Genomic DNA, 24,162 nt, shown 5'->3' with positions numbered 1-24,162 from the left:
CGAGATGAAGACCACCGAAGACACCACCACGGCCGGCCACGGCGGCGGGGACGTCCGCCTCACCGGGATCAGCAAGACGTACGGCTCCTTCACCGCCGTGCACCCCCTGGACCTGACCGTCCCGCAGGGCTCCTTCTTCGCCCTGCTCGGCGCGTCCGGCTGCGGGAAGACCACCACCCTGCGGATGATCGCCGGCCTGGAGGAGCCCACGAGCGGCACCGTCCACCTCGGCGACCAGGACGTCACCGCGCTGCCGCCGTACAAGCGGCCGGTGAACACGGTCTTCCAGTCCTACGCCCTCTTCCCGCACCTCGACATCTTCGAGAACGTCGCCTTCGGTCTGCGCCGGCGCGGCATCAGGAGCGTGAAGAAGCAGGTCGAGGAGATGCTGGAGCTGGTCCAGCTCGGTGAGCAGGCCCGCAAGAAGCCGCACCAGCTCTCCGGCGGCCAGCAGCAGCGGGTCGCGGTGGCCCGCGCCCTGATCAACCACCCCAGGGTGCTGCTGCTCGACGAGCCGCTCGGCGCCCTCGACCTGAAGCTGCGCCGCCGGATGCAGCTGGAGCTCAAGCGCATCCAGACCGAGGTCGGCATCACCTTCGTGCACGTCACGCACGACCAGGAGGAGGCCATGACCATGGCCGACACGGTCGCCGTGATGAACGCCGGCCGGGTGGAGCAGCTCGGCTCCCCCGCCGACCTGTACGAGAACCCGCGCACCGCCTTCGTCGCCGACTTCCTCGGCACCTCCAACTTCATCGAGGCCGAGGTGGACTCGGCGTCCGGCGGAGAGCTCGTGCTGAAGGCGGGCGGCGGCAGGCTCGTGCTGCCCGAGGCCCGCAACAGCGCGCCCACGACGGCCGGCGGCAAGGTGCTGGTCGGGGTGCGCCCGGAGAAGATCTCCCTCACCCACGCCGACGACGCCGGCGGGATACCCGAGGGCCGCAACCGGATCACCGGCCGGATCACCGGCGCCGGCTTCATCGGCGTCTCCACGCAGTTCGTCGTCGACAGCCCGGTCTGTACCGGCTTCGAGGTCTACGTCCAGAACATCGACCGCGACGCCCGGCTGGTACCGGGCGCCGAGGTCGTCCTGCACTGGAACCCGGCGCACACCTTCGGCCTGGACGCGGCGCAGTCCCTGCTTGCCGGGACGGTGGGCCCCGCGGGTGCGGAGAGCGTCGAGGAAGAGGCCGGCTGATGGCCACGCTCCCCCAGGCGTCCCCCGTGGCGCCCGTCCCGGAGACGGAACCACCGCGCAAGCCGCGCGGGCGGGGCCGCTGGACGCCGTACTGGCTGCTGCTGCCCGGCCTGCTCTGGCTGCTCGTGTTCTTCGCGCTGCCGGTGATCTACCAGGCCTCCACGTCCCTGCAGACGGGCTCCCTGGAGGAGGGCTACGAGGTCACCTGGCACTTCGCCACCTACTGGGACGCGCTGTCCGAGTACTGGCCGCAGTTCGTCCGCTCGGTGCTCTACGCGGCCTCCGCGACCGTGCTGTGCCTGCTGCTCGGCTACCCGCTGGCGTACCTGATCGCCTTCCGCGCGGGACGCTGGCGCAACCTGATCATGATCCTGGTGATCGCGCCGTTCTTCACCAGCTTCCTGATCCGCACCCTCGCCTGGAAGACGATCCTCGCCGACGGCGGCCCGGTGGTCGACGCCCTGAACACCCTGCACGTCCTGGACGTCACCGCCTGGCTCGGCTGGACCGCCGGCGACCGGGTGCTCGCCACTCCGCTCGCGGTGGTCTGCGGTCTGACGTACAACTTCCTGCCGTTCATGATCCTGCCGCTCTACACCTCGCTGGAGCGGATCGACCCCCGGCTGCACGAGGCGGCGAACGACCTCTACGCCACGCCGTCGACCACCTTCCGCCGGGTCACCTTCCCGCTGTCGATGCCGGGCGTGGTCTCCGGCACGCTGCTGACCTTCATCCCGGCGTCCGGCGACTACATCAACTCGGATCTGCTCGGTTCCACCGACACCCGCATGGCGGGCAACGTCATCCAGTCGCAGTTCCTGCGGATCCTCGACTATCCGACGGCCGCGGCGCTCTCGTTCCTCCTGATGGCCGCCGTTCTCGTCGTCGTCACGCTCTACATCCGCAAGTCCGGCACGGAGGATCTGGTTTAAATGGCCTTCGTCAACTGGCTCAAGCGCCGTCTCGTCGTCATCGCGGGGCTGCTGACCCTCGCGTACCTCCTCCTGCCGAACATCGTCGTCACCGTGTTCTCCTTCAACGATCCGAAGGGGCGCTTCAACTACACGTGGCAGGAATTCTCCACCGAGGCGTGGAAGGACCCCTGCGGCGTCTCCGGACTGTGCGCCTCGCTGTCGCTCAGCCTCCGGATCGCGCTGTGGGCGACGCTCGGCGCCACCCTCCTCGGCACGATGATCGCCTTCGCGCTGGTCCGCTACCGCTTCCGCGCCCGCTCCGCCGTGAACTCGCTGATCTTCCTGCCGATGGCGATGCCCGAGGTGGTCATGGCGGCCTCACTGCTCACCCTGTTCCTCAACATGGGCGCCCGGCTGGGCTTCTGGACGGTCCTGATCGCCCACATCGTGTTCTGCCTCAGCTTCGTCGTGGTCGCCGTGAAGGCGCGCGTGATGTCGATGGACCCCCGCCTCGAACAGGCCGCGCAGGACCTGTACGCCGGCCCGGTCCAGACGTTCCTGCGGGTCACGCTGCCGATCGCCGCCCCCGGCATCGCGGCCGGCGCGCTGCTCGCCTTCGCGCTCTCCTTCGACGATTTCATCATCACCAATTTCAACGCCGGCTCGACCGTCACCTTCCCGATGTTCGTCTGGGGCTCCGCGCAGCGCGGAACCCCCGTGCAGATCAACGTCATCGGCACGGCCATGTTCGTCATCGCCGTCCTCCTGGTGCTGGTCTCCATGGCCGTCGGCAACCGCCGCAACCGGCAGAAGGCATAGCGACACAGCCGCAGTCCCTGGGGGGAGTCGACATCATGGCCCCGAGCGCCATGAGCCGTTGGACGAGATCCCTTTCCGAGGCCCGGCCGGTCTCCTGCTGGCTGGACGACCCCGGCCGGCCCGCACCCGAGCCCGCCCTCACCGGCGCCGGGACCGGCGACCTGCTGGTCGTCGGCCGCCACCCGCTTCGGCGCCGAGGTGATGCTGGACCTGCTGGCGGAGGAACGGACCGAGCGCACGGAGCTGGAGGTGGTGCGCAGGAAGCCGCTGCCGTTCCCGCCGGAGCCGTTCGCCCGGACCGGCATCGCCCTCACCGAGTGGTCGCCGGCCAGGGCCGACGCGCAGGGCGGGCGGCGCGACCCGCGGCTGCGGACGATGGACCGGCTGGGCCTCGGCTTCGACAGCTGAGCCGGCGGGCCGGGGCCGCCGGACCGGTCAGCCGGTACTCCCGCCGGCACCGGTCCGGGGGACGTGGGCCCCGCCGGGCCCGCGGCGGCCCCGGCCGGCCAGCAGCCACAGGCCGATCAGCAGCACCGCGCCGAGACACCAGCCGGCCGCCACGTCCAGCGGCCAGTGGTAGCCCCGGCGCACCAGTCCGTACGAGGCCCCGGCGACCAGGACGGCGCAGGCCGCGACGAGCGCGCGACGCACCGCCGGCGAACGCAGCAGCGGGAGGAGGAGCAGCGTCGCCGCGCCGTACGCCACGACGGCGGTGGTCGTGTGCCCGGAGGGGTAGTAGCCGGCCGCCGGGGGCACGGCCGGGGTGCCGGGGCGGTCGGTCCACTCCTTCAGGGGCGCGACCAGCGCCGGCACCAGCACCATCGCCAGTGCCCCGGCGGCGGGCGGCAGCCACCAGCGGTCCCGGCCCGTGGCGCGCCCGTGGCGGGCGACGTACGCCAGCGCGACCACCAGGACCGGCACGGCGACCTGGACGTTGCCGAGGTCGGCGAGCAGTTCGGAGGCCCGGTCCGGACGGACCAGCGTCCGGCTCAGCCGCTCGTCGAGGCCGACCAGCGGACCGTCGGCGACGACCTGCCAGGTGATCAGCGCGAAGAGGAGGACGGGCGGTCCGAGCAGCAGCATGGTGCACAGCTTCGCAGGTCGGAGCCCGGCGCACGCCGAAGGGCCGGCGCGGGGGGAGTGCGTCGGCCCTTCGGGGAACGGCTTGCCGTACGAGATGCCCGGACGGCCGTCCGGACCGGAACGTCGCGCGCCCCGGGGGGTTTGGGGCGGGCGACCGTCCGATCGTGAGGAGACCCGGAGCCCTCGGGCCCCGGTTCGTGTGCGCGAGGCACGACCAGGTCGAAGCTGGGGAGGCCCCGGCCCGGCTCCGCCCGCAGTCCCCTGCGGGCGGGGTGTATCTCTCATCCGGGTAGAAACCTACGGCAGGGGGTGGCCCCGCGACAGGGCCGACGGGCTCCTGCCATCCACCCCGCACACCTTCTTCACACGCTCTGCCGCTCACCGGGCCCGGCAGCCGCTCCGGGGCGGCTCACCTGCCCCGATACCGGCTCAGATGCGCGCGAACGCCTGCTCGATGATGTCGAGGCCCTCGCCCAGCAGGTCCTCGCCGATGACCAGCGGGGGCAGGAAGCGCAGCACGTTGCCGTAGGTGCCACAGGTCAGGACCAGCAGGCCCTCCTGGTGGCAGGCCTTGGCCAGCGCGGCCGTCGCCTCGGGGTTCGGCTCCTTGGTGGCGCGGTCCTTGACCAGCTCGATGGCGATCATCGCGCCCCGGCCGCGGACGTCGCCGATGATGTCGAACTTCTCGGCCATGGCGGTGAGGCGGGCCTTCATGACGCCCTCGATCGCCTTCGCCCTGGCGTTGAGGTCCAGCTCCTTCATCGTCTCGATGGCGCCGAGCGCGCCCGCACAGGCGACCGGGTTGCCGCCGTAGGTGCCGCCCAGGCCGCCCGGGTGCGCGGCGTCCATGATCTCGGCGCGGCCGGTGACGGCGGCCAGCGGCAGACCGCCGGCGATGCCCTTGGCGGTGGTGATCAGGTCCGGGACGATGCCCTCGTCCTCGCAGGCGAACCACTGGCCGGTGCGGCAGAAACCGGACTGGATCTCGTCGGCGACGAAGACGATGCCGTTGTCCTCGGCGAACTTGCTGATCGCGGGCAGGAAGCCCTTGGCCGGCTCGATGAAGCCGCCCTCGCCGAGCACCGGCTCGATGATGATCGCGGCCACGTTCTCGGCGCCGACCTGCTTGGAGATCTGGTCGACGGCCTGCGCGGCGGCCTCCGGGCCCGCGTTCTCCGGACCGGTCGGCCAGCGGTAGCCGTAGGCGACCGGGACGCGGTACACCTCGGGCGCGAACGGTCCGAAGCCGTGCTTGTACGGCATGTTCTTCGCGGTCAGCGCCATGGTGAGGTTGGTGCGGCCGTGGTAGCCGTGGTCGAAGACGACGACCGCCTGCCGCCCGGTGTACGCACGCGCGATCTTCACGGCGTTCTCGACGGCCTCGGCGCCGCTGTTGAACAGCGCGGACTTCTTGGCGTGGTCGCCCGGGGTCAGCTCGGCGAGCGCCTCGGCCACGGCCACGTAGCCCTCGTACGGCGTGACCATGAAGCAGGTGTGGGTGAAGTCGGCGAGCTGGGCGGAGGCACGGCGGACGACGGCCTCGGCGGAGGCCCCGACGGAGGTCACGGCGATGCCGGAGCCGAAGTCGATCAGCCGGTTGCCGTCGACGTCCTCGATGATGCCGCCGCCCGCGCGAGCGGTGAACACGGGCAGCACGGAGCCCACGCCCTGCGCGACCGCGGCGGTGCGGCGGGCCTGCAGCTCCTGCGACTTCGGTCCGGGGATGGCGGTGACGACGCGGCGCTCCTGCGGAAGTGCGGTCATGCGGGGCTCCTGGGGGGTGTTTCGGACACGTGCGTTCTTTTCTCGCAGGCTAGGGCGGGGAGCGGGGGGCGGGCATGCTCCATGTGGGCGCTGTCCGGGGGGTGGGGTTGTCCGCGGTGGACATAGCGAGGGCGGGTTCACCCACCCGCGTTCGCGGGGCGCCTGCCCCATCCCCGGCTCCGCCCGGGCGGAGGAACCCCCATCGCCCCGGGGGCACCGCCCGGGCCCCTGAGGCGCCGAGGGAGGCACGACTTGCCCGCGGCCGGGATGTGTAAGCGGTGAACTCGTCCTGCCGGGGCGTTAGATTGACTCGCTGACGGCGAACGGAGCGGCAGCTCAGGGGGCAAGGGCGATGGACAGCGACGGTACCCAGGACGCACAGGGCACACACGCCCATCCCGTACCGCGCCCGGCGGGACCACCGGACGTGCCGGTGGTGCCACCACGGCCGAGCCTGGCGCCGGGGGCTCCCCCCGTGCCCCCGCGGCCCCCCGGCTCCCCGTCCGCCGTCGCCGCCTGGCTCGACGAGGCGAGGCCGTCCGCCCGGCCCGGGATCTGGCGGTACGGCCACCGCCCGAAGGAGCTCCCGGAGCGTCTTGCCCCGGTGACGGTCGTCGGCATGCTGCTCCCGCTCGTCCTGGCGCTCGGGGCGTGGTCCCTCTGGAGCAGCGGCTACTTCCCGTACAAGAGCACCCTCCTGCGGATGTTCACGCCGAACGACTGGTGGTACCAGCTCTCACTGACGCCTCAGCCGGTCGAGGGCTGGGAGGTGGGGTTCCCCGGGGTGCACGCCCTGCTGCTCTCCGACGGCGTCTTCTTCGCCGCGCTCCTCACCGCGGTCGGGGTGCTCGGCAGCTGGCGCGCCATCGTCCGGCACTACATGGACCGCTTGTCCCGGCCCGTCCAGGTCCTGGTCTCCGCCGGTCTCGCCCTCGTCGCCCTCGGTCTCGTCTTCCCCGACGCCTTCCCGGGCTTCGGATGGTCCACGGTGCCGGTCGTCGAACCGCTGCTCTCCCTGACCGTGCTCCTCACGGACAGCTACGATCCGATGGCCTCCCCCCTCTTCACCAACACGCTGTACACGGTCGTCACGCTGCTCGTGGTGTGGCCGTTCGCCCGCCTCGGGGCCTGGCTGCCGTACGCCAGGGAGCGGCTCGCCCCCCGCCCTGCGGACACCGCCCCCGGCGCCTCCGCGTCCGTCCGCCCCCGCTCCCAGTGGCCGGCCCTCCGCGACGCCGGCCAGCACGAGGCCGCCGAGCTGCTCACCGCCGAGGTCGCCGGCGGCCGTATGAACGACGTCGACTGCACCCGCGTCGAGCACGCCTTCGACGCCGCCCGGCGCACCGCCGCACTGGGCGCCTTCCGCGACACCGTCCTGCGCCAGGGCGGCGCGGCCTGGACGCACCCCTCCGGCGCCCGGGACCTGCCGCGCCGGACCGCCCGCCACGACCTGCTCGCCGGTCAGGTGCGCATCGGCCGCTGGGTGGCGGCCGAGCGCGCTCCCCAGCCGTACCACGACGCGGGTGCGGCCCTCGGTCCGGACGTGCTCGGGACCTCGCTGCTCGCCGTCGGCCCCTCCGGGTCCGGCAAGACCCGTACCCTCGTCGAGCCGGTGACCGAGGCGCTCGCGCTGCAGGCGCTCACCGGGCGCTGTGCCGTCGTCGCCGTCTCGGCCGCCGGGAGCCCGCTCGGCGCGGACGACTCCTTCGACGTGATCGTGCGGATCGGCGATCCGTCCTCGGTGCACGACCTCGACCCGTACGCCGAGTCCGACGACCCGGACGAGGCGGCCGCGATCCTCGCCGAGGCGCTGGTGGGCGACCTCGACGCGGCCGGCGCGCAGGGCGCCGCCACCGCGCTGGGGCAGCTGCTCGGCCCCTTCCGGGCGGTGCACGGGCGTTTCCCCGTCCTGCCGGAGCTGCGCGAGCTGCTGGAGGGAGAGGAGAGGGCGCTGGCCCCCTTGCGGGAGGCGCTCGCCGCGAGCGGGAACGACGTCATGCGCCGCGAGCTCGACGCGCGGATCCGGCAGGCCGGTACGCCGGGCGACGTGGGCCGGACCCTGGCCGACCGGCTGGCACTGCTGAACCGGCCGGTGTTCGCGGACTTCTTCGGGGGAGGCGGCCCGAACAGGCCGTTCTCCCTGCGCGCAGTCGCCCACCACCCCCTGCGGGTGCGGATCGACCTGCCCGAGCGCGGCCACGAGGAGGCCGGCCGGCTGATCACGCGGCTGGTCCTCGCCCAGTTCCACGCCGTCGTGCGGGAGGGCCGGCGCGCCCACTTCGCCTGCCTGGTCCTGGACGACGCCACGGGCACGGTCACCGCGGAGTCGGTGCGCCGCATCCAGCGGCTGCGGTCGCAGAACGCGGGCGTGCTGCTCGCCCTGCGCACCGTCGCCGACGTCCCCGAGGCGCTGCACGGCCCGCTCTACGGAGCCGTGGGCTGCCGCATGGCCTTCTGCGGCGTCACCACCTGGGACGGCAGCCGGTTCGCGCAGACCTGGGGCACCGAGTGGGTGGAGACCACGGAGGTCGCCAAGCACACGGTCTTCGCCGACCAGCCGATGACCCGGGTCATCCACGCACTGCGCAAGCGGCTCACCGGCAAGGCGGTGACCACGGACGCGGTCACCGTGCGGCAGGTCGAGCGGGAGCGGTGGTCGGCCTCGGAACTGGCGCACACGGTGCCGCCGGGACACGCGGTGCTGTCGCTGACGACCGTCGAGGGCGAGCACGCGCCCCCGCTCCTGGTGGACCTGCGGGGGTGAACCGTCCGGGCGGCCGGTGACCGTACAGTGAGGCAGAATCGACACGGGTCGTTCATACGCGGCGGCCAAAGGATCACCGAGTTCTCACCCACCCGACGCAGACCCGAAGGCTCAAGGCTCCCATGCCCCCGACGCTCGCCTCGCTCGTCCACCACTCCGCGCTCAAACTGACCGTGCGCGCGGGCGAGGACCGCCTCGACGTGCCGGTCCGCTGGGCGCACGCCAGTGAACTCGCCGACCCCGTGCCGTACATGGAGGGCGGGGAACTGCTGCTGATCACCGCGCTGAAACTCGACGCGGAGGACCGGGAGGCGATGCGCCGCTATGTGAAGCGACTGGTGGGGGCGGGGGTCGTCGGGCTCGGTTTCGCCGTCGGCGTCCACTACGACGACATCCCCGCCGCCCTCGTCGACGCCGCCCGGGAGGAGGGGCTGCCGCTGCTGGAGGTGCCGCGCCGCACTCCCTTCCTCGCGATCAGCAAGGCCGTGTCCGCCGCCATCGCCGCCGACCAGTACCGCGCGGTGACCGCGGGCTTCGCGGCCCAGCGGGAACTGACCAGGCAGGCCCTGGTGGAGGGCCCGGAGGGGCTGCTGGCCGCGCTCGCCGCCCAGGTCGACGGGTGGGCCGCGCTGTACGACGCCTCGGGCGCCGTCGTGGCCGCGGCGCCGGAGTGGGCGGGCCGGCGCGCCGCGCGGCTCACCACGGACGTGACCCGGCTGCGGGAACGGCCCGCGCCCGCCTCCTCGGTGGTGGCCGGCCCGGAGAACGAGGACCGGGTCGAACTGCACTCCCTCGGGACCGGCCGGCGCCCCCGCGCGGCGCTCGCCGTCGGCACGGCCGCCGCCCTCGGCACCGCCGGGCGGTACGCCGTCCACTCCGCGGTCGCCCTGCTCACCCTGATCACGGAACGCTCCCGCTCCCTGCACGCGGCCGAGCAGCGCATCGGCGCCGCCGTCCTGCGGATGCTGCTCGCCGGGGAGCCGGACCACGCCCGCGCGGTGGCCGGGGACCTGTACGGCGGTCTGCTCGACGCGCCCTTCCGGATCGTCGTGGCCGCCGGGGGCGAGGCGAACGGTGACGCCCTCGGAGCCCTCGCCGAGGTCGCGGAGTCCGCCGCCGCCCGCTCCGGGGAGGTGGTCCTGGTCGTGCCGGAGGGAAACCGGCTGGTCATACTGGCCTGCGACGGCGGCGCCGCCGTGGCGGCCTGCTGCGACCACGCCGCCGCACGGGAGGCGGCCCGCAAGTCCGACGACGAACTGGTCGTCGGACTGTCCGCACCGGCCGGACCGATAGCCGCGTCCGCCGCCTACAAGCAGGCCGAGCAGGCCCTTTCGGTGGCGCGGCGGCGGGGGAGGGTGCTGGTGGAGCACGAGCACATGGCCGCCGGTTCGGTGCTGCCGCTGCTCGCCGACGACGCGGTCAGGGCGTTCGCCGACGGACTGCTGCGGGCCCTGCGCGAACACGACGCGACGGGCCGCGGCGACCTCGTCGCCTCCCTCCGCGCCTGGCTCTCCCGCCACGGCCAGTGGGACGCGGCGGCAGCCGACCTGGGCGTCCACCGCCACACCCTCCGCTACCGCATGCGCCGGGTGGAGGAGATCCTCGGCCGCTCCCTCGACGACCCGGACACCCGCATGGAACTCTGGCTCGCCCTGAAGGCGACGACGTCGGACTAGCCTCCGCGCGGCCCGTCCGGCACTCCCGGCCCGCCCGGCGTTCGAGGACGAGGGGGTCCGGGGGCGCGGCCGCCCGGGGACGGGAAGGGTCGGGGGCGAGGAACCGGACCCTGCCCCACCCCGCCAAACCGTCGAACCACCGCCCCCTACCACTACGCCCCGGACAAACCCCCCGCGCCGACCCCGCCCCTACCGTGGACCCCACACCCCATGGATCGACCCCCAACGCGGAAGGGCCGGAACCCGCACATGACTTCCACGACCACCACCGCCTTCTGGCTCGCCGGCCGCCAGGCCACCGGCGAGACCACCTTCGACGTCACCTCCCCCTGGGACGGCCGCACCGTCGGCACGGTGAGCGTCCCCACCGACGTCCAGGTCGAGGACGCCGTCTCCGCCGCCCACGCCGTCCGCGAGGACTTCGCCGCCACCCCCGCCCACGTCCGTGCCGCCGCCCTCGACCACGTCAGCCGCCGTCTCGCCGAGCGCACCGAGGAGATCGCCCGCCTGATCTCCGCCGAGAACGGCAAGCCGGTCAAGTGGGCCCGCGGCGAAGTCGGCCGCGCGGTCTCCGTGTTCCGTTTCGCCGCCGAGGAGGCCCGCCGCTTCAACGGCGGCGAGGCCCAGCGCCTGGACACCGACGCCGGCGGCCAGGGCCGGCTCGCCTTCACCCGCCGCTTCCCCAAGGGCGTCGTCCTCGGCATCGCTCCGTTCAACTTCCCGCTGAACCTGTGCGCGCACAAGATCGCCCCCGCGGTCGCCGCGGGCGCGCCCATCATCCTCAAGCCGGCGCCCGCCACGCCCCTCTCCGGTCTGGTCCTCGGTGAGCTGCTCGCCGAGACCGAGTTGCCCGCCGGTTCCTGGAGCATCCTCCCGGTCCCCAACGACCGCATGCCCGCCCTGGTCCAGGACGAGCGGCTGCCGGTGATCTCCTTCACCGGCTCCGAGACGGTCGGTTACGCGATCATGGACTCGGTGCCGCGCAAGCACTGCACCCTGGAGCTGGGCGGCAACGGCGCGGCCGTCGTCCTCGCCGACTTCGGACGCGACGAGGACCTGGACCGGGCCGCGCAGCGCATCGCGACCTTCTCCAACTACCAGGGCGGCCAGTCCTGCATCTCCGTGCAGCGCGTGATCGCCGACGCCTCCGTGTACGACCGTCTGCTGCCGCGCATCGTCGCCGCCGTCGAGGCGCAGGTCACCGGTGACCCGAACGACGACGCCACCGACGTCGGCCCGCTGGTCAGCGAGGCCGCCGCGCAGCGCGTGGAGTCCTGGGTCGACGAGGCCGTCGCCGCGGGCGCCACCCTCCTCACCGGCGGCAAGCGCGACGGCGCCTCCTATGCGCCGACCGTGCTCACCGACGTGCCGGCCGAGGCGACGATCTCCTGCGAGGAGGTCTTCGGGCCGGTGCTGACCGTGCAGAAGGTGGACGGGGAGGCGGCGGCCTTCGCCGCCGTCAACGACTCCAAGTACGGCCTCCAGGCGGGCGTGTTCACGCACGACCTGCAGACCGCCTTCCGCGCCCACCGGGCCCTGGAGGTCGGCGGTGTGGTCATCGGCGACGTGCCCTCCTACCGCGCCGACCAGATGCCGTACGGCGGCGTCAAGCAGTCCGGTGTGGGCCGCGAGGGCGTGAGGTTCGCGATGGACGACTACACCTACGAGCGCGTGATGGTCCTGACGGGCCTCGCGCTCTGACCCGTCCCGGGGACGCCGACGGCCCGAGCCCGCTGTGCGGGGGCTCGGGCCGTCGGCGTCCCCGGTCCATGACGACCGGTGACGACCGTTTCGGTCAGCGGAAGGCGGGAGCGGTGACGGCCGGGCGGTGGGCGCCGTAGTAGTCCTCGTCCTCCCAGCTCTCCTCCTCGTTGATGGCGGCCGTGATGCCGACCGCTATCAGGACGATCACGGCGATGCCGAGGATGAGGCCGATGATGCCGGTGATCAGGCCTGCCTGGGCCTGCCCGTGGTTGTCGGCCAGGCCCTGCTCGGCCTTCCGGCGGCCCTTGACGCCGAAGACGATGGCGAGGATGCCGAGGACCACGGAGACCACGCCGTACAGGCAGAACAGGCAGCAGGACAGGATGCCGAGCACCATGGCGGCGATGCCCATGCCGTTCTGCCGCTGCATCGGCATGCCGGGCCAGCCGTAGCCCGGCGGGTAGCCGGGGTGTCCGTAGCCGCCGGGTGCGCCCGGGCCGGTGGGCGCGACGGGCGGCGGGGGCAGCGGGGAACCCTGGGTGTCGAACGGCGTGGTGCCGGCCGAAGGCGGGCCCCCGACGGGCGGGACGAAGCCGGCGCCCGGCATCCCGGCGACGGTGGGCTGGTCGTGCACGGACGGCGGCTGCGGCGCGGGCACTCCCCCGGCCACGGTCGGCGTGGCCGGTGACTGCGGCGGCCGGCCGGCGCCGGACCCGCGGTCCTTGTCCAGTGAGGTCCTCTCCTCCGGGGGTGCCCAAGGGTCACCGGCTCCCGTGTCCCCGTTCGGCTGCGTCGCGTCCGTCATCTGGAGTTACCCCCTGGCCCTCGATCGTCCGGCCATGCTACGGCTCCGCCGCTCCGTGCCGCCCCGCACCCCCCGTCTCCACCGCCTACGATGACCCCGAGTCACCGATCAGCCGATCATCCGCGCCCCGCCGCCCGTGCGGCCCGGGGGCGCCGTTCCGGGGAGGAACCTTGACCGACCGTCTCGTCGATCCGCGCGTCCCGCGCGATCTGCACGCCTTCATCGCCGGGCTGCCCAAGGCCGAACTGCACGTGCACCACGTCGGGTCCGCCTCCCCCCGCATCGTCTCGGAGCTGGCCGCCCGCCACCCCGACTCCAAGGTCCCCACCGACCCCGAGGCCCTGGCCGACTACTTCACCTTCACGGACTTCGCCCACTTCATCGAGGTGTACCTGTCCGTCGTCGACCTCATCCGCACCCCCGAGGACGTACGGCTGCTGACCTACGAGGTGGCGCGCGAACTGGCCCGGCAGCAGGTGCGGTACGCCGAGCTGACCATCACCCCCTTCTCCTCCACCCGGCGCGGCATCGACGAGCGTGCCTTCATGGACGCGATCGAGGACGCCCGCAAGGCGGCCGAGACCGAGTGGGGAACCGTGCTGCGCTGGTGCTTCGACATCCCCGGCGAGGCCGGTCTCGAGTCCGCCGAGGAGACCGTGCGGCTCGCCACCGACGACCGGCTGCGCCCGGAGGGCCTGGTCTCCTTCGGTCTCGGCGGGCCCGAGATCGGCGTACCCCGGCCGCAGTTCAAGCCGTACTTCGACCGCGCGATCGCCGCCGGACTGCACTCCGTGCCGCACGCCGGCGAGACCACCGGTCCGGAGACGGTGTGGGACGCGCTGAACGAACTGGGCGCCGAACGCATCGGACACGGCACCAGTTCCGCCCGCGACCCGAAACTGCTCCGGCACCTGGCCGAGCGGCGCATCCCGCTGGAGGTGTGCCCCACCTCCAACATCGCCACCCGCGCGGTGACCTCCCTCGACGAACACCCCATCAAGGAGTTCGCGCGGGCCGGCGTCATCGTCACCGTCAACTCCGACGACCCGCCGATGTTCGGCACCGACCTCAACAACGAGTACGCGGTCGCCGCGCGGCTGCTGGAACTCGACGAGCGGGGACTGGCCGACCTGGCGAAGAACGCGGTCGAGGCGTCGTTCATGGACCCGGCCGGCAAGACGCGGCTGGCCGCCGAGATCGACTCCTACCTCTCGTCCCGGCTCGCCTCCTGACCACCCGCGAAGGGCCGCCATGCAGAACGTGACCGCCGTGGCCCACCGCGGCGACCCCTACCGCGTCCGTGAGAACACCCTCGCCTCGCTGCGCTCCGCGCTCCACCGGGGCGCGGACGCCGTCGAGATCGACGTACGCCTCACCCGGGACGGCGTCCCGGTGCTGCTGCACGACGACACGCTGAAGCGGCTCTGGGGACACGACCGTCCGCTGCGATCGCTGTCGTGGGAGGAGGTGCGCGGGGTCACGGACGACGGGGTGCCCACGCTCTCCGACGCGCTGGCGGCGACGGACGGCGGCCGGGTGATGATCGACCTGCCCGGCGCGCCGGACGTCCGCGCGGTGCGCCGGGTCGTGGACGCCGTGCGCGAGCGGGGCGCCCAAGGCCGCGTCCTCTACTGCGCGGGCGCCCCCGCCATGCTCGCCGTACGGGCGGCGGACCCGTCCGCCGAGATCGCGCTCACGCGTACGACCCTGGCACCGGCCCGCGCCGGCCTGCTCGAGGCGATCCGTCCGCGCTGGCTGAACTACCGCTTCGGCCTGGTCGACCGCGCCCTCGCGGACCGTGTCCACCACGCCGGTTACCTGCTCTCCGTCTGGACCCCGGACACCCGCCGCTCCATGCGCCGCCTGCTGGCCCTGGGCGTCGACTCGATCACCACCAACCGCATCGACGTCCTGTGCGCGCTGCGTGACGCCGGGGGCCGGTCGGGGCGACGGGAACCCTAGGGGCGATCCCCGACCAACTCCCCTGCTCAGTAAGGGAGTTGGTCGGGGTGGCGTCAGGGCGGGCGCCCTCCCCGACGACGATCCGGAGGTGGCCCGCCCGGCCGGAGGATGATCGCGTCCTTCCGCCGGACTCCCCCGAGGAGCAACCGATGCACACCCGTCGTCGCACCACCCTGCTCGCCGCCTCCCTCGTCCTCGCCCTGGGCGCGGGCCCGCTCGCCGCGCCCGCCTTCGCCTCCTCCGCCCCATCGGCACCCGTGTGCAGCGCCGCCCCGTCGGACAAGGCGCTGTGCGAGGCGATCGGAGGGCTGCCCGACGAGAGCACCACGGCCGCGCTCGTCCGGCTGGGCGGCTCCGAGGGTTCCTGGCAGGGCAGTTCGGGGGTGCGGGACCTGGCGAGCGGCCGGGCGGCCGACCCGGACGCGCGGTTCAGGGCCGGTTCGACGACCAAGGTGGTGACGGCCGCCACCGTCCTCCGGCTGGCGTCCCAGGGCGAGGTCGATCTCGACGCGTCGGTCGAGCGCTACCTGCCCGGCCTGCTCGGCTCCGGTTTCAAGACGCCCGTCACCGTACGGAACCTGCTGAACCACACCAGCGGCATCAAGCCGGGCGTCAGTTGGGGGAACACCTTCGAGGAGCAGTACGCGCACCGCTACGACACGCTCACCCCGCGGCGGGTCGTGGAGTCGGCGGTCGCGCAGGGCCCGGCGTTCGAAGCCGGTGATCAGCAGCAGTACCTGAACATCAACTACACGATCCTCGGCATGCTGATCGAGAAGGTGACCAGGCAGTCGTACGCCTCCGCGGCCACCCGGCTCGTGCTGCGCCCCGCCGGGATGCGCCACACGTACTTCCCCGGCACCGACCCCCGCATCCGCGGACCGCACCACCGCGGCTACCAGGCGGTGCCCCGGCCGGACGGGACGACCCGGCTCGTGGACGTCACCGAGTGGAACGTGGCCGACCGCTGGGCGGCCGGGGACATGATCTCGACCACCGCCGACCTGGAGCGGCTCGTCACGGCCCTCTTCGGCGGACGGATCGTGCCCGAACCGCAGTTGCGGGAGATGTTCACGGTCCCGACGACCGTCAAGGGCGGCGCCGCCCACAGCGCGGGCCTGACCCGCCTGAAGCTCCAGGGCACGGTCTACTGGGGCAAGAGCGGCGCCCGCCCCGGCTACAGCACGATGATCGCCGCGACCGAGGACCTGGGCTTCACCCTCGTGTACTCGCTCACCGACACCGACGCGAAGGACACGACGTCGAACCCGGTCGCCGAGCGCATCAAGGCGGCCGCCCTCAGGTAGCGAGGGCCGGCGCCGCGTTCGGCGTGAGCGCCTCCAGCCGCTTGATCCTCTGCCGTACGACGTACAGCGGGATCACGCCGAACACGCCGAACGCCATGTCGATGACGCTCCACCAGAAGGGGATGCCGCGGACCGGGCCGCAGACCAGGGCGAGCGGGATGACGCCCGCGCAGGCGATCATGCCGAACTCGACGACCCAGATGTTGCGGACGGGGTCCCGGTAGGGGCCGTAGAAGGCGACCGCGATCACGAGGTGTGCGAAGGCGAGCCAGTCGGTGCCGTAGAGGAGGAACGGGTACTCGGCGTCGGCGGTGTCGAGCCCCTGACGCACGCGCTCGATCCACTCCATGAGGGCGGGAAGGTGCTCGGGGGCCGACAGGGAGCGGAGCAGGTCCTCGGTCCAGCGCAGTTCGTGCACCAGCGGGAAGGCCGTGGCGCCGCTGAGCACCAGGCAGACGACGAAGAAGGCCAGCCAGGCGCGGATGCCCTTGAGCAGGGCGGCTCTGTCGCTCATGGCAGCAGCGTACGCCCCGAGTTGAACATGTTCAAAAATGGGGTCGGTCCGGGAGACGCGTCGGCCCCGGACGGTGGACCACCCACCGTCCGGGGCCGGCGCTTCGGCGCTTCGGCGCTTCGGCGCTTACGCGTCCAGGGACGTCATCACGTGCTTGACCCGCGTGTAGTCGTCGAAGCCGTACGCCGAGAGGTCCTTGCCGTAGCCGGACTTCTTGAAGCCGCCGTGCGGCATCTCCGCGACCAGCGGGATGTGCGTGTTGATCCACACGCAGCCGAAGTCCAGCTTCCTGGACATCCGCATCGCGCGGGAGTGGTCCTTGGTCCACACCGAGGAGGCCAGCGCGTACTCGACGCCGTTGGCGTACGCGACGGCCTGGTCCTCGTCGGTGAAGGACTGGACGGTGATGACCGGACCGAAGACCTCCTTCTGGATGATCTCGTCGTCCTGGTCGAGGCCGGAGACGACGGTCGGGGCGTAGAAGTAGCCCTTGTCGCCGACGCGCTTGCCGCCCGCGACCACGCGCGCGTGCGCCGGCAGCCGCTCGATGAAGCCCTCGACCTGCTTGAGCTGGTTGGCGTTGTTGAGCGGACCGAAGAGCACGTCCTCGTCGTCCGGCATGCCGGTCTTCGTGTCGGCGGCGGCCTTGGCCAGCGCGGAGACGAACTCGTCGTGGATCGACTCGTGCACGAGGACGCGCGTGGCGGCCGTGCAGTCCTGGCCGGCGTTGAAGAAGCCCGCCTCCGAGATGCCCTCGACGGCCTTGGCGATGTCGGTGTCCTCGAAGACGACGACCGGGGCCTTGCCGCCCAGCTCCAGGTGGACCCGCTTGAGGTCCTTGGACGCGGACTCGGCGACCGACATGCCGGCGCGCACCGAACCGGTGATGGACGCCATCGCCGGGGTGGGGTGCTCGACCATCAGGCGGCCGGTGTCGCGGTCGCCGCAGATGACGTTGAAGACGCCCCTGGGCAGGATCGAGCCGAGGATCTCGGCGAGCAGGACCGTGGAGGCCGGGGTGGTGTCCGAGGGCTTCAGGACGACCGTGTTGCCCGCGGCGATCGCCGGGGCGAACTTCCACACGGCCATCATCATCGGGTAGTTCCAGGGCGCGACCTGCGCGCAGACGCCGACCGGCTCGCGGCGCACGAAGGAGGTCAGCCCCTCCATGTACTCACCGGCGCCCTTGCCCTCGAGCATCCGCGCCGCGCCCGCGAAGAAGCGGATCTGGTCCACCATCGGCGGGATCTCCTCGGTGCGGGTCAGCCCGACCGGCTTGCCCGTGTTCTCCACCTCGGCGGCGATGAGTTCCTCGGCGCGCTCCTCGACGGCGTCCGCGATCTTCAGCAGGGCCCTCTGGCGCTCGGCCGGGGTGGTGTCGCGCCAGCCGGGGAACGCCTCGGCGGCGGCCGCCATCGCGGCGTCCACATCCGCCTGCCCGGACAGCGGAGCGGTCGCGTACGCCTCGCCCGTCGCGGGGTTGACCACCTCGGTGGTCCGGCCGTCGGCGGCGTCCCGGAACTCACCGCCGATGTAGTTGCGCAGACGACGCAGCTCGGTGCTCACTGCAGGCCCTCCTGGTGTTCCTCGTGGGTGTCCGAGGTGTCTGGGGTGTCGAGAAATGTCGAGTGTCCAGCCTCTGAGACACCCACCCTAGACCGACGGCTGATGTTTTCAACACCCCCACCCACTCCACTCCTGCGAAATCCGCAAGCAGAGACGCCACAGACAACGAAATTCATCGATCAAGCCTTGCTGAACTGTCGATACGTCGTGCACAGTGGCACCGTGGCCAGTCGAAGCGCAGATCCGAAGGACTCCCGCGAGTCCAAGAACGGCGGCCGTCCCCCGCTGGACGCCGTCTCCCTCGCCATCATCGAGCAGCTCCAGGAGGACGGCCGCCGGCCGTACGCCGCCATCGGCAAGGCCGTGGGCCTGTCGGAGGCGGCCGTGCGCCAGCGCGTCCAGAAGCTCCTCGACCAGGGCGTGATGCAGATCGTCGCCGTCACGGACCCGCTCACCGTGGGCTTCCGCCGCCAGGCGATGGTCGGGATCAACGTCGAGGGCGACGTGGAGGCCGTGGCCGACGCGCTGACCGCCATGGACGAGTGCGAGTACGTGGTGATGACCGCGGGGTCCTTCGACCTCATGGTCGAGATCGTCTGCGAGGACGACGACCACCTCCTGGAGGTCATCAACGGACGCATCCGGGCCGTTCCAGGGGTGCGCTCCACCGAGAGCTTCGTCTACCTCAAGCTCAAGAAGCAGACCTACATGTGGGGAACCCGATAATCGTGAGCACCGGCAGCACCGAGGACCTCAGCAGGTCCGCCTACGACCACCTGTGGATGCACTTCACCCGCATGTCCTCGTACGAGAACTCCCCCGTCCCCACCATCGTCCGGGGCGAGGGCACCCACATCTACGACGACAGGGGCAAGCGCTACCTCGACGGCCTCGCGGGCCTGTTCGTGGTGCAGGCGGGCCACGGCCGTCAGGAGCTCGCGGAGACCGCCGCCAAGCAGGCCCGGGAGCTGGCCTTCTTCCCCGTGTGGTCCTACGCCCACCCCAAGGCCGTGGAGCTCGCGGAGCGGCTCGCGCACGAGGCCCCGGGCGACCTCGACAAGGTCTTCTTCACCACCGGCGGCGGCGAGGCGGTGGAGACCGCCTGGAAGCTCGCCAAGCAGTACTTCAAGCTGACCGGCAAGCCGACCAAGTACAAGGTCATATCCCGCGCGGTGGCCTACCACGGCACCCCGCAGGGCGCCCTGTCCATCACCGGACTGCCGGCCCTGAAGGCCCCGTTCGAGCCGCTGGTGCCGGGCGCGCACAAGGTGCCCAACACCAACATCTACCGGGCTCCGATCCACGGCGACGACCCCGAGGCGTTCGGCCGCTGGGCCGCCGACCAGATCGAGCAGCAGATCCTCTTCGAGGGCCCGGACACGGTCGCGGCCGTCTTCCTGGAGCCGGTGCAGAACGCCGGCGGCTGCTTCCCGCCCCCGCCCGGCTACTTCCAGCGGGTGCGCGAGATCTGCGACCGGTACGACGTGCTGCTCGTCTCCGACGAGGTCATCTGCGCCTTCGGCCGGCTCGGCACCACCTTCGCGTGCGACAAGTTCGGCTACGTGCCGGACATGATCACCTGCGCCAAGGGCATGACCTCGGGCTACTCCCCCATCGGCGCGTGCATCGTCTCCGACCGCCTGGCCGAGCCGTTCTACCGGGGCGACAACACCTTCCTGCACGGCTACACCTTCGGCGGCCACCCGGTCTCCGCCGCGGTCGGCATCGCCAACCTCGACCTCTTCGAGCGCGAGGGCCTCAACCAGCACGTGCTCGACAACGAGGGCGCCTTCCGCGCGACCCTGGAGAAGCTGCACGACCTGCCGATCGTCGGCGACGTCCGCGGCAACGGCTTCTTCTACGGCATCGAGCTGGTCAAGGACAAGAACACCAAGGAGTCCTTCGACGCCGACGAGACCGAGCGCGTCCTGTACGGCTTCCTGTCGAAGAAGCTCTTCGAGAACGGCCTCTACTGCCGTGCCGACGACCGCGGCGACCCGGTCGTCCAGCTCGCCCCGCCGCTGATCTCGAACCAGGAGACCTTCGACGAGATCGAGCAGATCCTGCGCGCGACCCTCTCGGAGGCCTGGACCAAGCTGTAGGCCATGGGAGGTACCGATCTTCCTTCTGAATGATCAACACCGGCCCCGGTGTCGTCCGTTCGAGTGAGAAACGGGCGTCCGGGGCCGTGTGCTGTCCAGCCTCCCGCCGCGTCCTGCCTAGCGTGCGTGTGACCGATCGGCCCTGCCTTCGTTCCCCCGGACGGGGGACTCACCCGAACCGCGCACGGCATTTCCGATCCGAACCGAGGTGTACGCCATGGTGGCCCCACCGGACAACGACGTGCTCTGGGCGCGAGCCCTGCACCACCGGTACGACGACGGCTCGCCCGGACTGAGCGGGGTCTCGCTCGGTGTCCGGGAGGGCGAGATCCTCGCCGTCGGCGGCCCGCGCGGCAGCGGCAAGACGACCCTGCTGCGCTGTCTGGCCGGCCTGCTGCCCGCACGCAGCGGCGAGGTCTGGTTCAACAGTGTGCCCGTACACACCATGAGCCCCGTCGTCCGCGAGCGGCTGCGCCGGGACCACTTCGGCTGGATCGACCCGGACCCGCTGCTGGTGCCCGAGCTGAACGTCTGGGAGAACGCCGCCCTGCCGCTGATGCTGCGCGGCACCGGCCGGCGCCGCGCCAGGACGGCGGCCCTGGAGTGGCTGGAGCGCCTCGACGTCGGCGACGCGGCCCGCAAGCATCCCGGGGAGCTGACGCAGGCCGAGCGGCAGCGGGTGTGCATCGCCCGCGCCCTCGCCCCGGCGCCCTCGGTGTTGTTCGCCGACGAGCCGACCGCCCCGCTGCACCGCGTCGACCGCACCCACGTGCTGCGCACGCTCACCACCGCGGCCCGCTCGCACGGCATCACGGTGGTCCTCGCGACCGACAACCCGCAGACCGCGGCCCTCGCCGACCGCACGGTGTCGCTGCTCGACGGGCGGCGCGTGCGCACCGTACACCTGCCGCCGGTCCCCGGGGCGGCCGAGTCGGAAGGCCGGGCGACGTGCTCGCTCTCCGTCTGACCCGAGGCGCCCGCCCCGCCGTCCGGCTGCGCCGTCTCCTGGTTGCGGCCGCGTCCGGGGGCACGGGCTTCCTGCTGCTCAGCGCCCTCGGTCACGCGCTGAACCACCCCGATCCGTCCGGCTCGGCGCTCCGGCTCGCCTGGTGCGCGGTCCCGCTGGCGGCCACCGTGCACTTCGCGGTCGCGGTCGCCCGCACCGATCCGGGCACCCGGCCCCGGCCCGGCCTGTCGGCGATCGGGCTCGGTCCCGCCCGGCTGATGGCGATCTCCGCGGCCACCACGGCGCTGTCCTGCGTGCTGGGCTCGGCGCTGGCCCTGCTGGTCTTCCTCCAGCTGCGCGGCGACCTCACCGGCACGCCCTTCGACGGCGCCGCGGCGGACTTCCTCGCCGCCGGACGGCCGCTTCCGCTGCCGGCCGCCCTGACCCTGCTGGCGCTGGTGCCGCTGAGCGCGTCGGCGGCCGTGGCGGTGGCGCTGCGGCCGCGTGAGCCGGCGGCGGACCCGGCCCGTGCGGGGCGGACGTACGGCCGGTTCGGCGCCTACCGGCGTACGCCGGTGCGCGAGTCGTTCGGGTCGTACGGCCGGTTCGGCAGGCAGCTGGGAGCGGCGGCACGCGGTCGGCGTACGGCCGGGACGGCGGCGGGGCGGGGCGGGGACGAGGACGGTCCGCGGGCCTCTCCCGAGGCCTCGGCGGAGACCTCCCCCGAGGCCTCCGCCGAGGTCCCGCCCGCCGTGCCGCTCGCGTCGCCGTCCGGGCTGCCGTGGGGCGTCGCGGTGCTGGCGGCCGGTCTGGCCGTGGAGGCCTTCGCGAGCCGCGCGGGCGGCGGGAGCACGCCGGGCGACCGGCCCTCCGCGCTGCTCGGTCTGGCCCTGGCCGCCGTCGGCCTCGCCCTGGCCGGTCCCGGCCTCACCCATCTGTGCGGCAGGCTGCTCCAGACGGCACGGCCCGGCGCGCCGCGCCTGCTGGCCGGGCGGGTCCTCATGGCCGAGGCCACGCGCCTCGGTCACCCGCTGGGCGTGGTCTGCGCGGTGATGTCGGCCGCGTACGCCCTGGCCTCGCTGCACGACCGCGAGGACGCCTCCTTCGGCCCGCTCGTCGTGCTCGGGGCGCTGCTGGTGGCCGGCTGCACGACGGCGACGCTGCTGACGGCCGCCGTCGAGGCCAAACAGGCCCGCGCCGACACCACCGCCGCGCTGCGCCGCCTCGGGGCGGCCACGGGGACGCTGCGCCGGGCCGCCGCGCTCCGCGCGGGCGCGCTGCTCGCCCTGTTCGGCCTGCTGACCCTGGTCGTGGCCCAGCTGTCGACGTGGCCGCTGGTCCGCTGAGGAGCCCTCGGGAACCGGTCCGAAAAAATCTCCGCGGGCCGATGAGTTCCGCGCGGACCCCCGGTCTACCCCCACGAACACCATGGAACCGAATGGGAGAGGCCACGCCATGTACCAGCAGATGATCTTCGTGAACCTGGCCGTCGACGACCTCGAGGCCTCGAAGAAGTTCTTCACGGAGCTCGGCTACTCGATCAACGCGCAGTTCAGCGACGAGACCGCCGCGTCGGTCGTGATCAGCGACACGATCGTCGCGATGCTGCTGACCAGGCAGAAGTACGCGCAGTTCACCAAGAAGGAGATCGTGGACGCCACGAAGAGCAGCGAGGTGCTGCTGGGGCTGAGCGCGGAGAGCCGCGAGAAGGTCGACGAGCTGGTGGAGAAGGCCGTCGCGGCGGGCGGCTCGGTCTCCGGCGAGACCCAGGACCACGGCTTCATGTACGGCCGCGCCTTCGACGACCTCGACGGCCACACCTGGGAGGTCATCTGGATGGACCCGGCCGCCGTGCAGGGCTGACCACCGAGCGGGCCTAGCATGGGCGGGTGCAGACGAGTCCCGCCCATGCCGTCCATCACGGGGACCGCGAGATAGAGACGCTCGAGGAGTTCGACGCGATCGTCTCGTCCCGCGGCACGCTCTCCGGATTCCGTGTCCAGTCCGTCGATCTGACGGACCGGACACGGGAGTTGCTCACCACCGACACCGCCGGGGCCGTCTTCCTCGGCTGCCGGATGCGCCCCGACGCGGCGGAGAAGACCCGCGCCGACGGCGCCCTGGTCCTCCCGCCCCTCCCGGGCCTGCCCTTCGACCCGTACCGGGGGCACCTCTACACGCCGGCCGACCTGTTCGCCTCGCTCGACAAGGGATACGAGGCGACCCCGGACGCGCTGGCCTACGCCTGGTTCCAGCGGACCAAGGCGGACGGCGACATCTTCGCCTCCATGCTGCGCGCGGTCCATGACGACTCCATGTCCGACGCCCTCGACGAACTCCTGCGCGGGGCAAGGGTCGTGGGCGTGATGGGCGGCCACGCGATGGCCCGCGGCACCGAGGAGTTCCGGGGCGCCGCCCGGCTCGGGCGGGCGCTGACCCACGCCGGTTTCACGGTGGCGACGGGGGGCGGCCCGGGCGCGATGGAGGCGGCGAACCTCGGCGCCTACGCGGCCCCGTACGACGACGCCGTACTGGACGAGGCCTGCGAACTCCTCTCGTCCGCGCCCTCGTTCACGCCGTCGGTCACCGACTGGGCGCGCGCCGCCTTCGAGGTGCGCACCCGCTGGCCGAAGGGCAACCACTCGATCGGCATCCCCACCTGGTTCTACGGCCACGAGCCGCCGAACGCCTTCGCCTCGCACATCGCGAAGTACTTCGCCAACGCCACCCGCGAGGACGGGCTGCTGGCCCGCTGCAACGCGGGCGTGGTCTTCCTGCCGGGCGCCGCCGGCACCGTGCAGGAGGTCTTCGACAACGCGACGCCGAACTACTACGAGTCGCGCGGTGAGCCCACGCCCATGGTGCTGGTGAACCGGGCGCACTGGACGGAGAGGCTGCCGGCCTGGCCGCTGCTGCGGTCGCTCGCCCGGGAGCGCTCGATGGAGGCCCGGATCGCCCTGGTCGACCGGATCGAAGAGGCTCCGGAGGCCTTGAAACGTCTGGGTGGTTAATAAGAAGGCAAAGCCCGGTGTCACTGT

20 protein-coding genes and 1 pseudogene are annotated in these 24,162 nt (G+C 72.6%); 16 read left to right on the top strand and 5 right to left on the bottom strand.

Annotation, left to right across the window (positions count from 1 at the left end):
* Window positions 1–4 precede the first annotated feature (4 nt).
* The 4 genes and pseudogenes from ACZ8ZB_RS24760 to ACZ8ZB_RS24745 form a co-directional block, all read left to right on the top strand.
* Window positions 5–1,198: an ABC transporter ATP-binding protein gene (locus ACZ8ZB_RS24760; protein WP_470739828.1), complete on the top strand. Its 1,194-nt coding sequence runs from the start codon at window positions 5–7 to the stop codon at window positions 1,196–1,198.
* A complete protein-coding gene (locus ACZ8ZB_RS24755; protein WP_470739827.1) occupies window positions 1,198–2,130 on the top strand; it encodes an ABC transporter permease in 933 nt (310 codons plus the stop codon). The genes ACZ8ZB_RS24760 and ACZ8ZB_RS24755 overlap by 1 nt, the downstream gene beginning before the upstream one ends.
* On the top strand, window positions 2,131–2,931 hold the full coding sequence (locus tag ACZ8ZB_RS24750) for an ABC transporter permease (RefSeq protein ID WP_470739826.1): 801 nt from the start codon (window positions 2,131–2,133) through the stop codon (window positions 2,929–2,931).
* A gap of 177 nt (window positions 2,932–3,108) precedes the next feature.
* Window positions 3,109–3,339, top strand: a pseudogene (locus ACZ8ZB_RS24745) (FAD-dependent oxidoreductase); the annotation flags it as partial.
* Between the two features lie 27 nt (window positions 3,340–3,366).
* Here ACZ8ZB_RS24745 and ACZ8ZB_RS24740 read toward each other — a convergent pair.
* Window positions 3,367–4,014, bottom strand: coding sequence for a phosphatase PAP2 family protein (locus ACZ8ZB_RS24740; RefSeq protein WP_470739825.1), 648 nt, complete (start codon window positions 4,012–4,014; stop codon window positions 3,367–3,369).
* Between the two features lie 429 nt (window positions 4,015–4,443).
* Entirely contained in the window at window positions 4,444–5,778 is a 1,335-nt protein-coding gene (gene gabT / locus ACZ8ZB_RS24735; protein WP_470739824.1) for a 4-aminobutyrate--2-oxoglutarate transaminase, read from the bottom strand.
* 352 nt (window positions 5,779–6,130) lie between these two features.
* Here gabT and ACZ8ZB_RS24730 point away from each other — a divergent pair, with 352 nt between their 5' ends.
* From ACZ8ZB_RS24730 to ACZ8ZB_RS24720, 3 genes are all read left to right on the top strand, one after another.
* The gene (locus ACZ8ZB_RS24730) at window positions 6,131–8,542 is read left to right on the top strand and encodes an ATP/GTP-binding protein (protein ID WP_470739823.1); all 2,412 of its coding nucleotides are present in this window, start codon (window positions 6,131–6,133) and stop codon (window positions 8,540–8,542) included.
* Window positions 8,543–8,664: 122 nt separating this feature from the next.
* On the top strand, window positions 8,665–10,218 hold the full coding sequence (locus ACZ8ZB_RS24725) for a PucR family transcriptional regulator (protein WP_470739822.1): 1,554 nt from the start codon (window positions 8,665–8,667) through the stop codon (window positions 10,216–10,218).
* Between the two features lie 249 nt (window positions 10,219–10,467).
* Entirely contained in the window at window positions 10,468–11,919 is a 1,452-nt protein-coding gene (locus ACZ8ZB_RS24720; protein WP_470739821.1) for an aldehyde dehydrogenase family protein, read from the top strand.
* Between the two features lie 94 nt (window positions 11,920–12,013).
* Here ACZ8ZB_RS24720 and ACZ8ZB_RS24715 read toward each other — a convergent pair whose 3' ends face one another.
* The gene (locus ACZ8ZB_RS24715; protein WP_470739820.1) at window positions 12,014–12,727 is read right to left on the bottom strand and encodes a DUF4190 domain-containing protein; all 714 of its coding nucleotides are present in this window, start codon (window positions 12,725–12,727) and stop codon (window positions 12,014–12,016) included.
* A 170-nt stretch (window positions 12,728–12,897) separates the two neighbouring features.
* Here ACZ8ZB_RS24715 and ACZ8ZB_RS24710 point away from each other — a divergent pair, with 170 nt between their 5' ends.
* The 3 genes from ACZ8ZB_RS24710 to ACZ8ZB_RS24700 all read left to right on the top strand — a co-directional run bounded on the left by ACZ8ZB_RS24710 (window position 12,898) and on the right by ACZ8ZB_RS24700 (window position 15,996).
* Entirely contained in the window at window positions 12,898–13,959 is a 1,062-nt protein-coding gene (locus tag ACZ8ZB_RS24710; protein ID WP_470739819.1) for an adenosine deaminase, read from the top strand.
* Between the two features lie 19 nt (window positions 13,960–13,978).
* On the top strand, window positions 13,979–14,689 hold the full coding sequence (locus ACZ8ZB_RS24705; protein WP_470739818.1) for a glycerophosphodiester phosphodiesterase: 711 nt from the start codon (window positions 13,979–13,981) through the stop codon (window positions 14,687–14,689).
* Between the two features lie 149 nt (window positions 14,690–14,838).
* Window positions 14,839–15,996: a serine hydrolase domain-containing protein gene (locus tag ACZ8ZB_RS24700; RefSeq protein WP_470739817.1), complete on the top strand. Its 1,158-nt coding sequence runs from the start codon at window positions 14,839–14,841 to the stop codon at window positions 15,994–15,996.
* Here the strand turns inward: ACZ8ZB_RS24700 and ACZ8ZB_RS24695 are convergent.
* Together ACZ8ZB_RS24695 and ACZ8ZB_RS24690 are read right to left on the bottom strand one after the other, a co-directional pair.
* On the bottom strand, window positions 15,989–16,510 hold the full coding sequence (locus tag ACZ8ZB_RS24695; RefSeq protein WP_470739816.1) for a hypothetical protein: 522 nt from the start codon (window positions 16,508–16,510) through the stop codon (window positions 15,989–15,991). The two genes, ACZ8ZB_RS24700 and ACZ8ZB_RS24695, sit on opposite strands and share 8 nt — an antisense overlap.
* Window positions 16,511–16,636: 126 nt before the next feature.
* On the bottom strand, window positions 16,637–18,076 hold the full coding sequence (locus ACZ8ZB_RS24690) for a gamma-aminobutyraldehyde dehydrogenase (RefSeq protein ID WP_470739815.1): 1,440 nt from the start codon (window positions 18,074–18,076) through the stop codon (window positions 16,637–16,639).
* 207 nt (window positions 18,077–18,283) lie between these two features.
* Here ACZ8ZB_RS24690 and ACZ8ZB_RS24685 point away from each other — a divergent pair, with 207 nt between their 5' ends.
* The 6 genes from ACZ8ZB_RS24685 (at window position 18,284) to ACZ8ZB_RS24660 (ending at window position 24,135) form a co-directional block, all read left to right on the top strand.
* Entirely contained in the window at window positions 18,284–18,802 is a 519-nt protein-coding gene (locus tag ACZ8ZB_RS24685; protein ID WP_381224826.1) for an Lrp/AsnC family transcriptional regulator, read from the top strand.
* Window positions 18,787–20,178 (top strand): aspartate aminotransferase family protein, encoded by a 1,392-nt coding sequence (locus ACZ8ZB_RS24680; protein WP_470739814.1) that lies wholly within the window; start codon window positions 18,787–18,789, stop codon window positions 20,176–20,178. The genes ACZ8ZB_RS24685 and ACZ8ZB_RS24680 overlap by 16 nt, the downstream gene beginning before the upstream one ends.
* 217 nt (window positions 20,179–20,395) lie before the next feature.
* Window positions 20,396–21,145, top strand: coding sequence for an ABC transporter ATP-binding protein (locus ACZ8ZB_RS24675; protein WP_470739813.1), 750 nt, complete (start codon window positions 20,396–20,398; stop codon window positions 21,143–21,145).
* Window positions 21,127–22,470: a hypothetical protein gene (locus ACZ8ZB_RS24670; protein ID WP_470739812.1), complete on the top strand. Its 1,344-nt coding sequence runs from the start codon at window positions 21,127–21,129 to the stop codon at window positions 22,468–22,470. The genes ACZ8ZB_RS24675 and ACZ8ZB_RS24670 overlap by 19 nt, the downstream gene beginning before the upstream one ends.
* A gap of 109 nt (window positions 22,471–22,579) precedes the next feature.
* A complete protein-coding gene (locus ACZ8ZB_RS24665; RefSeq protein WP_470739811.1) occupies window positions 22,580–22,987 on the top strand; it encodes a VOC family protein in 408 nt (135 codons plus the stop codon).
* Between the two features lie 26 nt (window positions 22,988–23,013).
* The gene (locus ACZ8ZB_RS24660) at window positions 23,014–24,135 is read left to right on the top strand and encodes an LOG family protein (protein WP_470739810.1); all 1,122 of its coding nucleotides are present in this window, start codon (window positions 23,014–23,016) and stop codon (window positions 24,133–24,135) included.
* The last annotated feature ends 27 nt before the right edge of the window (window positions 24,136–24,162 follow it).

The sequence above is a fragment of the Streptomyces sp. 12E genome (genome assembly GCF_055633275.1).
This window is presented reverse-complemented; position numbering and strand designations above follow the sequence as displayed.